Genomic DNA, 13,596 nt, shown 5'->3' with positions numbered 1-13,596 from the left:
ACCTCAATTGAAGTATTAAGCGCTCTTTTCTCTTTTAGATAAGTTTTTGGTAGGTAAGATTATGAAAAATGCAGTACATTTTGGCGCGGGTAACATTGGTCGTGGTTTTATTGGTAAATTATTGGCCGATGCAGACATTGAAGTGACTTTTGCCGATGTAAATGAACCTTTGGTCGATCAATTGAGTCATCGTCAAGAATACAAAGTAAAGGTAGTGGGTTCTGAGTGCAAAATTGATACTGTCACTCATGTCACTGCGGTGAATTCAGCCAGTGATGATGTGATTGATCGCATTGTAAAAACGGATTTAGTTACTACAGCTGTCGGCCCTGCAGTGCTTGATATCATTGCGAAAACGATCGCCAAAGGCATCACCAAAAGATTTGAAGCGGGCAATGAACAGCCACTCAATGTGATCGCTTGTGAAAACATGGTGCGTGGTACAACACACCTGAAAGGCGAAGTGTATAAATATCTAGACCCATCGCTGCATGCTAAAACCGATGAGTTAATTGGTTTTGTCGATTCCGCGGTGGATCGCATTGTGCCACCTGTCGAAGCCGCGAACGATGACCCGTTGGCCGTGACGGTTGAAAGTTTCAGCGAATGGATTGTTGATGAACAGCAATTTAAAGGTGAGATCCCCAACATTGAAGGGATGGAAAAAACCAATAATCTGATGGCTTTTGTTGAGCGTAAACTTTTCACTCTAAATACTGGGCACTGCATTACCGCCTATTTGGGTTGTTTGAGTGGTCATAAGACGATTCGTGAAGCAATTGAAGATCCTGCAATTCGTCAGCAAGTGAAGCAAGCCATGCATGAAAGCGGTGAAGTACTCATTCGTCGTTACGGTTTTGACCGTGAATTGCACGCCGCTTATATCGAAAAAATATTGAGCCGCTTTGCCAACCCATATTTGGTGGATGAAGTGGATCGCGTTGGTCGTCAGCCAATACGAAAATTAGGCCCCAATGATAGATTAATCAAGCCATTACTCGGTACAATCGAGTACGGTGTTGAAAACAAAATGCTATTGAAAGGGATTGCGGCGGCCCTTAAGTATACCAACGACAGCGATCCTCAAGCGGTCGAGCTTCAAACATCATTGAACCAATATGGCGTATGTAAAACACTGGCCCATTACACAGGGTTAGATGAGCAGAGCGAGCAGGTTAAGCAAATTGAAGCGATCTACAAACAGCTTTAATCACATAAATACTTTGGAGGGCGCTAATGCCCTCCCTTTATAACAACAATTAGTACAGCGTATGGCAGATAGAATTAACGAAAGCGATATAATTGAACGACTGAATAGTGCCCATTCGGTGCGCGGATTCTTTATTACGACGGTTGAAGTGTTCAATGAGGCGATTGACGCATTAATGCAACGCATTTTTCGCAAAGATAACTTCGCTGTCCAATCAGTAGTTGGCCCTCTATTGCAAGATTCTGGACCACTCGGCAACTTGTCTGTCAGGCTAAAACTGCTGTTTGGCCTTGGGGTATTACCTGATGATGTTTATCACGATATTGAAGATATCATCAAACTGCGTAATCAACTCAACAGTGATGGTGCGGAATACGAGTTCACCGACCCGAAAATTTTGGTGCCGATAAAAAAGCTCCATTTGGTGGCCAAAATGGGCATGGTGCAGTTGGAAGTATTGGAACCGGATGGCGACATTGAACTGGATTTTTACCAGCTTCAACTTCAGCGTCAGCAACAAATCATCAAATCCGGGCTCTCATTGGCGATTGTCGAAATTTGCAATGAACTGAACAAAGAGAGCCCATTTTAGCCTCATCCCAGACAGGCAAGGATTGCCTTTTCACTGAGTTCTACACCTCCCTTTTTTATCTTCTTGTGTTAGCCTAACCTTCATCTAACGAAAAGAGATTTGATGATGAAAATTGGCATTATTGGTCTAGGTGATATCGCGCAAAAGGCGTATCTTCCGGTCATCACACAGCGCCCAGATTTAGAATTGGTATTTTGTACTCGTAATCCAGCTCTTGTTACGCAACTAGCGCAGCGTTACCGCATTTCAGAGAATTGCACGGATTATCGAGAGCTACTTGGCTATAACGTTGATGCGGTTATGATCCATGCGGCGACCTCGGCTCACCCTCAAATCGCCCAATTTTTCCTTGAACACGGAATTCCAACCTTTGTTGATAAGCCGCTAGCCGACAGCGCAAGCGTCTGTGAAATGTTGTATGAGCTTGCAGAAAAGCATCGTCAACCCTTGTATGTGGGGTTTAATCGCCGACATATTCCGCTCTATAACCAACACCTAAATGCAGTGCAAACTGGTAATAGAAACGACTTACGTTCGCTTCGTTGGGAAAAGCACCGCTATGATCTGCCCGGTGATGTGCGCACCTTTATCTTTGATGATTTTATCCATCCGCTAGACAGCGTAAACGTGAATGCTAAAGCCACATTGGATGATGCTTATATTACCTACCAGCAGCATCAAGGTCAGTTATCCCGCTTGGATGTTCAATGGCAACACGGCGAAAGTTTGCTGCATGCCTCAATGAATCGCCAGTTCGGCATAACCGCTGAGCGAGTCAGCGCGAGCTTTGTGAATGAAGGTTTTGAGTTTGACTCATTTACACAAGGAAAACGTTGGCATCAAGGGCAAGAGCAAGCCCTTAGTTTAAAAGATTGGACGCCAATGCTGACCAGTAAAGGCTTTAGCGCCATGATTGACGATTGGATTGGCGTGATAAACAGCGGAAAGCTGGCTTCAGAAGTGGTGGCACGTAACTTGGCCTCGCACCAGCTGGCAGAGGCGCTGTGTCATTATATTGCGAAGCAAATTCGTTAAAACAAAGCGTGATTGAGTAGTAAGTGGACACCAATACTTGCGGCGTAGCCTGTTGCAATAATCGGTGTCCATTTTAGATGGCCTACAAAGGTGTATTTGCCGTGTGCAGCGCCCATCAGAGCCACTCCAGCGGCTGAGCCAATCGAGAGTAAACTGCCGCCGACGCCCGCTGTTAATGTGACGAGCAGCCAGTTTCCTGTGGACATATCGGGTTCCATCGTCAGTACTGCAAACATGACGGGAATGTTATCGACAATTGCCGAAAGAAAACCAATCATCACGTTTGCCCATATGGGGTTCCATTGGCTATACATCACTTCAGAGATCATGCCTAAATAACCCAGTAAGCTTAGCCCTCCTACGCACATGACCACCCCGTAGAAAAACAGTAGCGTATCCCATTCGGCGTGTGAAACTCGCTTAAAGACATCGAATGGCACCACAGAGCCAATACGTTTTAGGGCGGCCTCGTCATTATTTGCAATCGCAATTACGGTTTTTTTGGCCAGCGAAGTAGGTAAGGTTTTCCTGAGGAAATAGCCAAAAAATTGTAAGTAAGCGAGCCCCATCATCATGCCTATCACGGGTGGAAAGCGCACCACAGCATGGAATGCTACGGCGGAAAAGTACGACAATACGGCGGGCTCCGCGTTTAAGCTCGACATGTTCATGCAGGGTGGTTGGCTTTTCCTTGGGCAGAAAAAATGACATCAGCAATGCAGGAACAAGGTAGTTGATCACAGAAGGGAGAAACAGAGAAAGGAACTGTGAAAATGGCACATGGCCCGCTTGCCAAACCATTAAGGTGGTGATGTCTCCAAAAGGGCTAAAAGCGCCTCCGGCGTTAGCCGCTACGACGATATTAATACAAGCAATGTTGATAAAACGTGGGTTGTTTCCTGCCACTTTTAGTACGACAGCGCACATCAACAGTGCGGTGGTTAGGTTATCGGCAATTGGCGAGATGAAAAATGCAAGCAGCCCCGTGATCCAAAAAAGAGCACGAAAATCAAAACCTTTTCCCACCATCCACGCTTGTAATGCATCAAATAATCGCCGCTCTTCCATTGCACTGATGTAGGTCATCGCGACTAACAGAAACAGCAATAATTCGGCGTATTCCAGCAAATTATGCTCTAGCGCGTTTTTGGCAATCTCGGTTAATTCATACTGCTGATAAACATAACCAATCATGGCCCAAATTAAACCAGCTGCAAGTAACACAGGTTTAGACTTTCGTAGCTTAAGGTACTCCTCCATCATGACCAAAGTGTATGCCAGAGTAAAAATGACTAAAGAGGCATAACCAATCGTTGAGTGTGTTAGATCTAACGAATCGATATCGTTAGAGGAAGCAAGAGCGACTGAAGGAAAGAGTAAAGTGCAGAACAAAAGAAGCCATGTGCGTCGAGGTATCATTGTGTTCACTCCTAGAAAGTTAGGCTGATAAAATTCTAGATCTATTGAAGATAGTTCGGTGTGAGATAGCTCTGATCTACTTGATTTTTAATCTTATTCTTGACCTGTAAAGCGAATAAAGAAAAACCCTGTAGCAATAGCGACAGGGTTTGATTTTGATGAGTGGAAGTGAAGAAAGTTAGGCTTGAGCTTTTGCTAAATGGACTTCTTCTTCTTTCACGCCAGCTTGTGGATCATTAAAGCGAGCTTCGTCTAACGCGCCTTCTGTTTTCGCCACAATAAGAGTCACACAGCTATCACCAGTAATATTGACTGCGGTGCGGATCATATCTAATAAGCGGTCAACACCCATAATCAAAGCAATACCTTCTAGTGGCAAGCCGACTTGGTTTAGCACCATCGCTAGCATGACAAGACCAACACCCGGAACGCCTGCTGTACCAACAGAGGCTAGTGTTGCCGTGAGGATGACCATCACGTAGTCACCCATGGTTAGGTCGATATTGAACGCTTGGGCAATAAATGCTGTCGCAACGCCTTGCATGATCGCTGTGCCATCCATGTTAACGGTCGCACCTAGCGGAATGGTGAAAGAAGCTATCTTGTTATCAACCCCTAAGCGGTTTTTAGCCGTTTCCATGGTGACGGGTATAGTCGCATTGGAAGAGGCTGTAGAGAAAGCGAACATAATGGCATCTTCCATTTTACGGAAGAAGGTGATTGGACTTAAACCAGTAAAGCCTTTCAACATCAAACTATAGGTGACAAAACCGTGTAGCAGCAAGGTAACCGTCAGTACTACGAAGTATTCTGCGAGGTTCAAAATGGCACTTAAACCAAGGCTGGTGAACAATTTCGCCATCAGGAAAAATACGCCGTATGGAGCAAGGTTCATCAACAAGGCGACTAGTTTCATAATAACTTCGTTCAAGTCATTAAAAACGCCCGCAATACGCTCGCCCGGTTTACCCGCGGCACTGATGGCTATGCCAAATAGTACTGCAAAGACGATGACCTGCAGTGTTTTACCTTCTGCCATCGCGCTGATTGGGTTGGTCGGGAACATATCAATAAACACTTGGCCCAAAGAAGGGGCTTGCGCAGATTGGAATGAGCTTGCTGCGGTTAAATCGGCTCCGGACCCCGGTTGAAACACAGTGCCCATTGTCAGTGCCAGTGTGATGGCAATCGCAGTGGTTGCGATGTAAAAGGCTAGGGTTTTACCGCCCATGCGGCCAAGTGTGGTGAGATCTTTCAGTGAGCTCGTACCACAAACGAGAGAAACAAACACGAGGGGTACAACTAACATTTTTAAGCTGGCGATAAAGATTTTTCCGCCAACATCGAATAAGCCGTTAACGATATACGCGTCAACAAATCCGTTTTCAGCAAATAGGGCTCGAATGGCAAAGCCAGTCAAAATACCCGCTACCATACCTAAAATAACACGGCCGGTAAGCGACATCGGTTTTTTGGTATTCATTGTGAACACTCCTTTATTTTATGCACTTCGACATCATTTCAAAGCGTGCCGCAGGTTAGCAGGGCTGAGTGCAAATCAAAAAGTAAAATAATGTTAACGGTTAATTGCTGTGATCTTTATCACTTAAAACTGCCCATCTTTTACGTTTTAATAACCTATTTTTGGGTTTAAATTTTTATTTTTTATCATTTGGCAACACATGAGTCTTTTGCGTTAACAAATATCACTATTCTCATCTAATGGTAATTTGCTAGTTTTCATTCAATTTTAAGCTCGTTTGGTTGCATATTTACCCATTAAGGTTGCTTTATATGAATAGGGTCTCAACGGCACTTTTATGTAGCATAAAAAGAAGGGTATGCAACACAAGTAGAGAAAGGAAGGAAAGTGATACTAAGTTGAATGTTATCGACTGAAAATCTTAACGTTTGAAGGAGGCTTGGCCTCCTTCAATGAAACGGTATGCTGGCCTTAGGCATAGATTATGCGAGCTTTTTATTTAACCAGTTATCAAGTGCCAATTTGCCAGCACCAGAGAAAACCAACGATACACTGGCTGCAAGCAGCGCAAGGCCAAACTCATAACCGTTATTAGCCATGAATAAGCCGTTACCTAAGTGTACAGAAGCGATTGCGACGATCATCGTAATAGAAAGAAGCAAGGCGGCAGGGCGAGTTAGTAAGCCAAGTAAAATGAATAGGCCCCCAAAGAATTCACCACTACCCGCTAAAAATGCCATCAGCACACCTGGGTTTAAGCCAATTGAAGCCATCCATTGACCTGTGCCTTCTAATCCATATCCTCCAAACCAGCCAAAGAGTTTCTGCGCACCGTGCGCCATAAAAATGATGCCAATTGGGAAACGAAGCGCAAGCGCAGAAAATCCAGAAGTTGATGTGGTTAGTTGTTTCAATAGTGCTTTCATTAAAGTGTCCTCAGATTCATTAAAAGGTAGTAGGTGCTCAGCGGCTTCCTAGCTGTTGGAGCCAGTGTAGAGTGATTCGTAACCTGAGATAACTCACTCTGTTTGATGATTAAGTTCGAAAAAATTGAACAAGATTTATATAGTACTTTTCTTAGCGCGGGGAATGTTGTGACCTTCTATCTATGATGATTCATGCCGATTGATCGTCTGATATCCCCTTCCTACTTGAAGCTGCAGCGGTGTTGGTTACGTTCGCTCACTTCATCAAATCGTTTATCTATGCTCATGGGGGAAACTTACTTTCCAACCTACCTGCAACTTCAAGTTGTGTAGTTATACACAATATTATCATTTATATGGACACTAATAGCATTCGGATTGACCTGTATTTCATAGTAGTGTCTTTTCAAAGGAGCAGATAATGAATTAAAAAACGAAGAAGGTTACTAAAGTAAACGGGCTACCTTTGGGTCGTTAGCTATATCTTTCTTTACAATGTCATCCATCATCTGTTTTCTCTTTCCCATGGTTTATAAAAAGTGCAAATATTAAAATAATGGAATAAGTGTCAAGAAATAATCAGATTTATGTCCGAGTAGATAAATATCTTATTGTTTGGTCATTAGGATAAATAGTGAATTACGTTTTGATAAAATACCAAATTAGTTGGTTTACAGTTCCAGCAAAGTGCTCAGCCATAGATTAAAGAGCTTCGAGAATGAAGGCTTTTTCCTTCCCACTTGTAGCTGTAGCAATGTTGGCTACATTTTTAGCTATTGCTATGGGGTGCTCACTTACCATATCGACCTGCAATTTCAAGTTGTTTAGTCATAGACAGCCTAAACTGTATTTTTGCGCTTTTAAGTACCTTTTTCATAAGACTCGTCGTTATCAAGAGTACCATCTTCTTTAATTTTCTCTGTTTATTGCCATCAAACAATAATAACTAATTTATTAATTACGGATTATTGTTTTTCTTTTGGCTTGATATTTTATTTAGCGCATTGCATTCATTTTTTTGAAAATTAGATCATCATTCAAATCTATAAAGTTTGATTATATTTAACCTTAACTTTATTGACTTAAGATCACGTTATTTAATTGTATTCATACATCTTATGTATCTATATATATGCCACATCTAATTGTCGGAGATATAAAGTTTGAAAGTTAAGATAATGACCATTTTGTTATTAGCAATATTCGGTCTCATTGTTGGTAAATATTACATTAGCCATAGTTCATTAACATTAGTGCCTGCTCCAAAAGCACTGAATAATAACGAGGATACTGATTTTAAAGCCGCAACAGTTGCTGATGAGCGTCAGTTGATGAAGCCACCACGAGAAGATGCATCGAACGCTGGAGATGCTCGTTCTGCTCTGAATTCAGAGCCTATCACTGAAGAGCGCATGCTTGCGGCACAAACCGTTGATGAAGTATGGCACGACATCAACCCAAGCCCAGCGTTGCAAGCCATTAGGCCAAAAAGTGATGCAGTGACGGAAATCAAAGCGATCGAAATCGAAAATATTGAACAATTCCGAGTTCTGGCAACGGGCGATGCTGTCACGGTCACTATGCCTGATAACCAGCCAGTCAATATCCAAGTCACTTCATCAGAAATTCAGAATGAAGGCGTCCGGACTTGGTCTGGGCAGTTTGAACTCGACGGGGAAGTTTACCCGGCCACATTCACTTTCGGCAAAACGGCAATACTTGGTTTTATTGGTCATCCCAGTGGTCAAGTGAAGCTTGAAGGCAACGGCAGTGAAGCATGGGTTTACCGAGTACCACCGAATCATGGCTATGACGAAACCTCGACCAGCCATTGATACCTAAAACACACGGCTTTGTGTGTTAATAAAATAAATAATGTAGGAGTTTTCTATGAAAATAGCGTCATTGGCATTAGCCGTGGTGTTAGCAACACATGCGTTACCGAGTAGTGCAACCACTGAAATTGATATTCTAGGTGTTTATACACCCGGCACGGCTGAGTGGTTTCAGCAAGATCACGTGGCTCAAATCCAGCACCGATTCAACGTGGGAAATGAAATTCTGCGTCAAAGTGGTCTGGACATCAAAGTCAACTTAATTGGCACGAAAGAAGTAAAATACGATACGCAAAGAGGGCTGAAAAAATCGCAAGAGCAGGCGCTTGATGCGATTACTCCCGGCAATAAACAAGATCCGGCGTTTGCCGATATTGAGCAATATCGTAAGCAGGTTGGCGCGGATATGGTGGCGCTGTTTCGTAATCTAGATATTAAAAATTCTCCTGATTATGAAGATAAAGGCAATGGTACTTACATGCTGAGCTGTGGTCTAGCATGGATAATCCCTGCCGCGTATTGGAACAATAGTGCGCGTTATGCGCAATCTAGAATGTACAGTCATAGCTATTTGAATGAGTGTGGCGATGATACGTTTATTCACGAATTAGGCCACAATTTGGGCTTGAACCATGCTCATGAACAGTACAATGGCGAACCCCATCTTTCAAATGGTACAGAGCAAGATGCGTATGGTTATGGGGTTCAAGGCCAATTTGCGACGACCATGGCCTATGGTTTCTTATTTGGTATTCATAGCCGTTCTTACACATTCTCTAACCCAAGCAAAGTGTGTAAAGGTCAAGCATGTGGTGTCACTGACTACGCGAACTCGGTGCGAGCGATTGGCCTGAGCGCGCCACACATTGCGGCGATTTATGCACGTCCAGATGGGAGTAATGATGGAGGAACGTCACCCAGCGAACCGACTTCGCCCCAACAAGCCATCTATGATTTACAAGGGCCTTTTGCCATTCCCGATCATGCACAAGGAGAGTTAGCACTTCCGATTAATGTGACTTATCAAGGAAATGCGGAAACGGCCACTATTCAACTTGATATTGAACACCCATTTGTGGGTGATGTTTCAGTCAAGTTGTATGCACCTGATGGTGGCTATTGGAACTTAAAATCGTATAACCAGTATGATCGCAACACGGCTTATCGTGTTCGCTTTACACTCAGCGGAATGCAACAAATGAACGTGCAAGGCCAGTGGCGTTTAGTCGTGGCGGATCACTATCAAGGTTTAACGGGTGTATTAAATTCGGCACGCTTATCCTTTGAATAAAGGTTTGCTGTGATGTTGACCCTGCACCTATGTGCAGGGTTTTTAATTACTGGCCAAATTGGGTGGCTTTGAATTGATTCAGCAATCGATGGATCACATAGGTTGTAAGTAATGTGGCGACAATAGCAAACAAAATACTGCCGACTCGGTACAGGGCACTGAAAATTAAATCATTGCCCGGCGTCAAATATTGACCAAACAAGATCCCTAAGGTAGTCAATGAGCCAAAGCCGACCCCTGAACCGCTGGATTCTTTTACATGCCAGTAGCTAAAGAGCATCGCACCTATCCACAGCAGCGGAATAACAAATAAAAGCTGACCTGACCAATCGTAGAGCAGCAGTTGGACCGCAATACCGAAAGTGACACCAAGCAGAGTACCCATCGCGCGTTTGCGTGCGTAGCCTAGCGCTCCGTTCCAATGCATCGGGAAAAGTAGCAACAAGGTTGTGGCTTGCGCGGACATTGAATCTTGCAGATCGAATATTTGAAACACAACGAAAGAGAGTGTGGCAATGGTTGCGCCCATGAGCGCTTCATGACGCATACGATGTGACTCTTTGGCCACGCTTGCATGAGCGGGAGGTTGCCTTTTCTGTGCGTCGGGAATACAGAATGTAACCAGATAAGCGACCATTACCGAAAGCAAATTCGCGATAAAGTTGCTGGTAATCAGATCGTTAAGATCAGTTGTGGAGTAGCTTGCAAAGTGCAGCATGATGCTCAAGCTCAATACGCTGTTCGCTCCAAACAAGAATAAGCTGCCTTTCGACATACAAGCAAATTTGTAGAGAAACAGTACAAAAGCGATCATTGTCATCAAGGCTGGATGACCTCCAAATAGTCCCCCGAGAATGGCTACTTCTAAGCCACAAACGACGGCGGAAGCGAGCAGTTGCTTTGCGGCGTGCGCATTCATGACGGGTACCATGCCCAGTAACAGCATCGGTGTTACGGTAAAAAATACCCCGTAGTTCCAACCCAGTAGTTTACAAAAGGTAAAACCAAGCGTCGCACCTGTTGCAATTCTGACGCATTGGCGAAAATCATTTTCAGATAATGGATGATCCCAAAGTCGCATTTTTTACTCCGCTTAATAGATGTAGTGCAGAGTGCTTAGAAACTGAATTTGCATTTTTGCCAGCCAAGCAAACGGGCCACTTTCTGGTAGCAACTGTACCGTCGCACGAGCACCGGAAGGCAATGTTGACATCGTTTCATCGAGCGAAAGGTGCACACGCATGCGTTGTGCATCACGCACCCAGCGATTAGATTCTGTTGGAGTGGCTAAACGCCCATTCGCATCAAACTGACCAGTGCTTACCCCAGCATCCAGGCTACGAATACGCGCGGTAAAGACTTCGCCGGGTTTGCTGTCAAAAGCAACTAGGGCGCGGCTATTGTCTGGGAAATGGCGTAAGCTTTTTTCTCTAAAATCAGCAATCACGTCTACATCCGTCGCTACCAACGCAACTAACGGCATACCTGCTGCGGCGTAGGTGCCCGTTTCAAGCTGTAAGTTGGTAATGACACCATCTTGCTCTGCTAGCGTTTGTGTGTAGGCAAGGTTTAGCTTGGCCTGCGCCAATTGGTTCAAAGCGGCGCGAATGCTGACATTACTCTCGTCACTATTACCTCGACTGACGTGCAATTCTTGCAGGTGAGCTTGCGCTGCAACCAAATTGGCTTTCGCGGCGGTAGCGCCACTTTGTGCATCGTCTTTAAGTTGCTGAGAAGTCCCATTGCGTGCAAACAGAGTGTTTAATCGGTTAGCTTCGCGCAACTTTTGATCGGCAACGATACGGCTTGCCGTGACATTAGCTTCTGCGGCTGCAATCGATGCATCCAATTGAGCGTTACCTTGTACCGCACGTTCATAATTGAGTTGGGCCTGCTCTACCGCCAGTTGATAGGGTTGTGGGTCGATGGTGAAAAGTACTTCACCCTTGTGTACGGTTTGATTATTAGTGACAAAAACATCACTGATTTGACCATTAACTCGGGGAGATATTTTGGTCACAGTCCGCGTTGCCATGGCTTGCGGTGTTAAAGGCATAGCCAAATCGGCCACCAAAAAATAGGCAAAGAGCGCCACAAAAGCGACGATGGAATATTTGATCCAAAGTGCAAATTTTTGATCAGGTGTCATAAGTAATTATTGTTCCTTTGAAGGTGTTGCTATCGGTTTGCTGAGCGTATCTAGAGCGTTGTGTGAGATTTGTTCGAGCGTAAGAGTCAGTTGGTGCAATTGTTGATCGTCAATATTACCCAGTAAGTTTTGGCGAACTTGCAAAATACGGGTTTCCATCTGCTTGATAAGAGCACGCCCGTTACTCGTCAAACTGACGATTCGAGCGCGCTTATCGTTGTGACAGCAGTGACGTTCGATCAGCGATTGTTCTTCGAGCTGCTTTAAAGTTCGCATTAAAGAAGCCAGTTCTATTTCTAACGCTTCGGCTAAGGTTTTTTGACTGACGTTGTCACCGAGACGCTGTAATTTCCACAATGCGGTCCAACGAGGATGGGTAAGGCCCAAGGGTGAGAGTTCTCGGTCCGCCACCATTTTCCATAAGCGTGAGAGACGAGCAAACTGCTCAGCGAGTGATAATTCTTTCAGGGTGTGCGTGTTTTCAATCATAACGAGTCACATATTACTTAGCGTGCTAAGTAATATAATTTACTTAGCGCGCTAAGTAAATAGCTAATGACGAAGGCTGACATTTTCATACAAACTCAGGACAGCACCTCTCAATGAAACACTGTACATTATTTTCAATGAGCGACTCCCCAATGTTTGAGGCTGTCCTAGCTGCTGAAATTCTGGTCCATACTATGATAATTGAAAATAAACTCGACTACCTGTTTAGCCTGTCTGAACTCTCCGAAACGATTTACCCCAATACCAAAGGCTGGTCTAAAATCAGGAAGAATATCCGTTTTTGTTTATGGGGCGTGACCAATGCCTATGCTCTAAAAAGTATGCTGAGGCTGTTTTCGTGCTCCGAGTTAGCGGAGGTATTGAAGCAATGTCCACAGTTTTTGGAAAAACCATTAAAACCTTATCTCTGCGTCAATTGGTCTGCCAAAGAGCGTACATGGCACATTAATCAACATTTTATCTACTTAGTTGAACAGTTTGGCTTTAATGCTGCGAAGTTTTTCTCAGAATCAGGCTTCTCTATTTTTGATTTTTACGACAAAAATGGGGCGAGTTATTCATTAAGCCTGTGCAGTGGAGAGATAAGAGAAGGTTCGTTGGGGCTGCAACTGACGGATGAAAAAGGGCAGAAAATTTACTCGATCAGTTTCAATATTTCTGATCAAGGGCGCAGTATTTACATTGGTTCACTACAAGGTCCAAGCAGTGGTGTGACCGATCGTAATCAAATCATTAAAGATTTGACGCGCACGACTCACGGTTTAAGAACCAAAGCACTGATGATTGAAATGATCATGACGCTAGCGCGTATTTTAGGGGTTGAGAACCTGTATGCGATTTCTAACCGCGGCCATATGTATCAAGCGTTGCGTTATATTGGCTCAAAGCGCAAATCAGTAAGCTTTGATTACGATGAACTGTGGACAGAGTACGAAGCAGAGAAAATGAGCAAATATTTGTACCGTTTGCCAACCACGCCAAACCGCAAAGGTGTTGAGACGCTAAATCGCAATAAACGCCGTCTATATACTAAACGTTATGAGTGGTTAGCCGAGGTGGAAACAGCCATGTCGGGCCGTATTGAACAGTTGAAACTTATGCCCAAGCATTTCGTGGTTTGATGGATCCACAAAATTAGAGGCTGAT

Annotated in this window: 11 protein-coding genes and 1 pseudogene; 6 read left to right on the top strand and 6 right to left on the bottom strand. The window is 44.1% G+C overall.

Features of this window, described 5'->3' with window-relative positions; translation table 11 throughout:
- Positions 1-61: 61 nt before the first annotated feature.
- The 3 genes from AACQ75_RS00275 (at position 62) to AACQ75_RS00265 (ending at position 2,837) form a co-directional block, all read left to right on the top strand.
- Positions 62-1,210 (top strand): mannitol-1-phosphate 5-dehydrogenase, encoded by a 1,149-nt coding sequence (locus AACQ75_RS00275; protein WP_170889207.1) that lies wholly within the window; start codon positions 62-64, stop codon positions 1,208-1,210.
- Between the two features lie 61 nt (positions 1,211-1,271).
- Positions 1,272-1,802: an MltR family transcriptional regulator gene (locus tag AACQ75_RS00270; RefSeq protein WP_010319258.1), complete on the top strand. Its 531-nt coding sequence runs from the start codon at positions 1,272-1,274 to the stop codon at positions 1,800-1,802.
- A gap of 105 nt (positions 1,803-1,907) precedes the next feature.
- Positions 1,908-2,837: a Gfo/Idh/MocA family protein gene (locus AACQ75_RS00265; RefSeq protein WP_170889233.1), complete on the top strand. Its 930-nt coding sequence runs from the start codon at positions 1,908-1,910 to the stop codon at positions 2,835-2,837.
- Here AACQ75_RS00265 and nhaD read toward each other — a convergent pair.
- From nhaD to AACQ75_RS00250, 3 genes and pseudogenes are all read right to left on the bottom strand, one after another.
- A pseudogene (nhaD, locus tag AACQ75_RS00260) lies at positions 2,834-4,256 on the bottom strand (sodium:proton antiporter NhaD). The gene AACQ75_RS00265 and the pseudogene nhaD sit on opposite strands and share 4 nt — an antisense overlap.
- Positions 4,257-4,434: 178 nt before the next feature.
- Complete coding sequence (locus AACQ75_RS00255) at positions 4,435-5,739, bottom strand: dicarboxylate/amino acid:cation symporter (protein WP_029189696.1); 1,305 nt, start codon at positions 5,737-5,739, stop codon at positions 4,435-4,437.
- A gap of 482 nt (positions 5,740-6,221) precedes the next feature.
- The gene (locus tag AACQ75_RS00250) at positions 6,222-6,665 is read right to left on the bottom strand and encodes a DoxX family protein (RefSeq protein ID WP_013868258.1); all 444 of its coding nucleotides are present in this window, start codon (positions 6,663-6,665) and stop codon (positions 6,222-6,224) included.
- 1,178 nt (positions 6,666-7,843) lie between these two features.
- Here AACQ75_RS00250 and AACQ75_RS00245 point away from each other — a divergent pair.
- Together AACQ75_RS00245 and AACQ75_RS00240 are read left to right on the top strand one after the other, a co-directional pair.
- Positions 7,844-8,500 (top strand): hypothetical protein, encoded by a 657-nt coding sequence (locus tag AACQ75_RS00245; protein WP_170889206.1) that lies wholly within the window; start codon positions 7,844-7,846, stop codon positions 8,498-8,500.
- A 55-nt stretch (positions 8,501-8,555) separates the two neighbouring features.
- Complete coding sequence (locus AACQ75_RS00240; protein WP_170889205.1) at positions 8,556-9,791, top strand: zinc-dependent metalloprotease family protein; 1,236 nt, start codon at positions 8,556-8,558, stop codon at positions 9,789-9,791.
- A gap of 46 nt (positions 9,792-9,837) precedes the next feature.
- Here the strand turns inward: AACQ75_RS00240 and AACQ75_RS00235 are convergent, their stop codons facing one another.
- The 3 genes from AACQ75_RS00235 to slyA are packed head-to-tail and all read right to left on the bottom strand — an operon-like array spanning position 9,838 to position 12,429.
- Positions 9,838-10,872: a DUF2955 domain-containing protein gene (locus tag AACQ75_RS00235; RefSeq protein ID WP_094123897.1), complete on the bottom strand. Its 1,035-nt coding sequence runs from the start codon at positions 10,870-10,872 to the stop codon at positions 9,838-9,840.
- A 12-nt stretch (positions 10,873-10,884) separates the two neighbouring features.
- Positions 10,885-11,940 carry an HlyD family secretion protein gene (locus AACQ75_RS00230; protein ID WP_094128587.1) on the bottom strand — a complete coding sequence of 352 codons (1,056 nt, stop codon included), beginning with the start codon at positions 11,938-11,940 and terminating at the stop codon, positions 10,885-10,887.
- 6 nt (positions 11,941-11,946) lie between these two features.
- Positions 11,947-12,429, bottom strand: coding sequence for a transcriptional regulator SlyA (slyA, locus tag AACQ75_RS00225; RefSeq protein WP_019283056.1), 483 nt, complete (start codon positions 12,427-12,429; stop codon positions 11,947-11,949).
- 113 nt (positions 12,430-12,542) lie between these two features.
- Here slyA and AACQ75_RS00220 point away from each other — a divergent pair, with 113 nt between their 5' ends.
- Positions 12,543-13,571, top strand: a complete 1,029-nt coding sequence (locus AACQ75_RS00220) for a DUF535 family protein (protein WP_170889204.1) — start codon at positions 12,543-12,545, stop codon at positions 13,569-13,571.
- Positions 13,572-13,596 lie beyond the last annotated feature (25 nt).

The sequence above is a fragment of the Vibrio sp. B1-2 genome, from assembly GCF_963888445.1.
GTDB classification, from domain to species: Bacteria; Pseudomonadota; Gammaproteobacteria; order Enterobacterales; family Vibrionaceae; genus Vibrio; species Vibrio anguillarum.
Note: the sequence above shows the minus strand (reverse complement) of the source record. Positions and strands in the feature narration are given on the sequence as shown.

Excerpts from the sequence above, each read along its gene's own strand:
- AACQ75_RS00275 (WP_170889207.1), top strand. The coding sequence starts at position 62 with ATGAAAAATGCAGTACATTTTGGCGCGGGTAACATTGGTCGTGGTTTT.
- AACQ75_RS00270 (WP_010319258.1), top strand. The coding sequence starts at position 1,272 with ATGGCAGATAGAATTAACGAAAGCGATATAATTGAACGACTGAATAGT.
- AACQ75_RS00265 (WP_170889233.1), top strand. The coding sequence starts at position 1,908 with ATGAAAATTGGCATTATTGGTCTAGGTGATATCGCGCAAAAGGCGTAT.
- AACQ75_RS00255 (WP_029189696.1), bottom strand. The coding sequence starts at position 5,739 with ATGAATACCAAAAAACCGATGTCGCTTACCGGCCGTGTTATTTTAGGT.
- AACQ75_RS00250 (WP_013868258.1), bottom strand. The coding sequence starts at position 6,665 with ATGAAAGCACTATTGAAACAACTAACCACATCAACTTCTGGATTTTCT.
- AACQ75_RS00245 (WP_170889206.1), top strand. The coding sequence starts at position 7,844 with ATGACCATTTTGTTATTAGCAATATTCGGTCTCATTGTTGGTAAATAT.
- AACQ75_RS00240 (WP_170889205.1), top strand. The coding sequence starts at position 8,556 with ATGAAAATAGCGTCATTGGCATTAGCCGTGGTGTTAGCAACACATGCG.
- AACQ75_RS00235 (WP_094123897.1), bottom strand. The coding sequence starts at position 10,872 with ATGCGACTTTGGGATCATCCATTATCTGAAAATGATTTTCGCCAATGC.
- AACQ75_RS00230 (WP_094128587.1), bottom strand. The coding sequence starts at position 11,940 with ATGACACCTGATCAAAAATTTGCACTTTGGATCAAATATTCCATCGTC.
- slyA (WP_019283056.1), bottom strand. The coding sequence starts at position 12,429 with ATGATTGAAAACACGCACACCCTGAAAGAATTATCACTCGCTGAGCAG.
- AACQ75_RS00220 (WP_170889204.1), top strand. The coding sequence starts at position 12,543 with ATGAAACACTGTACATTATTTTCAATGAGCGACTCCCCAATGTTTGAG.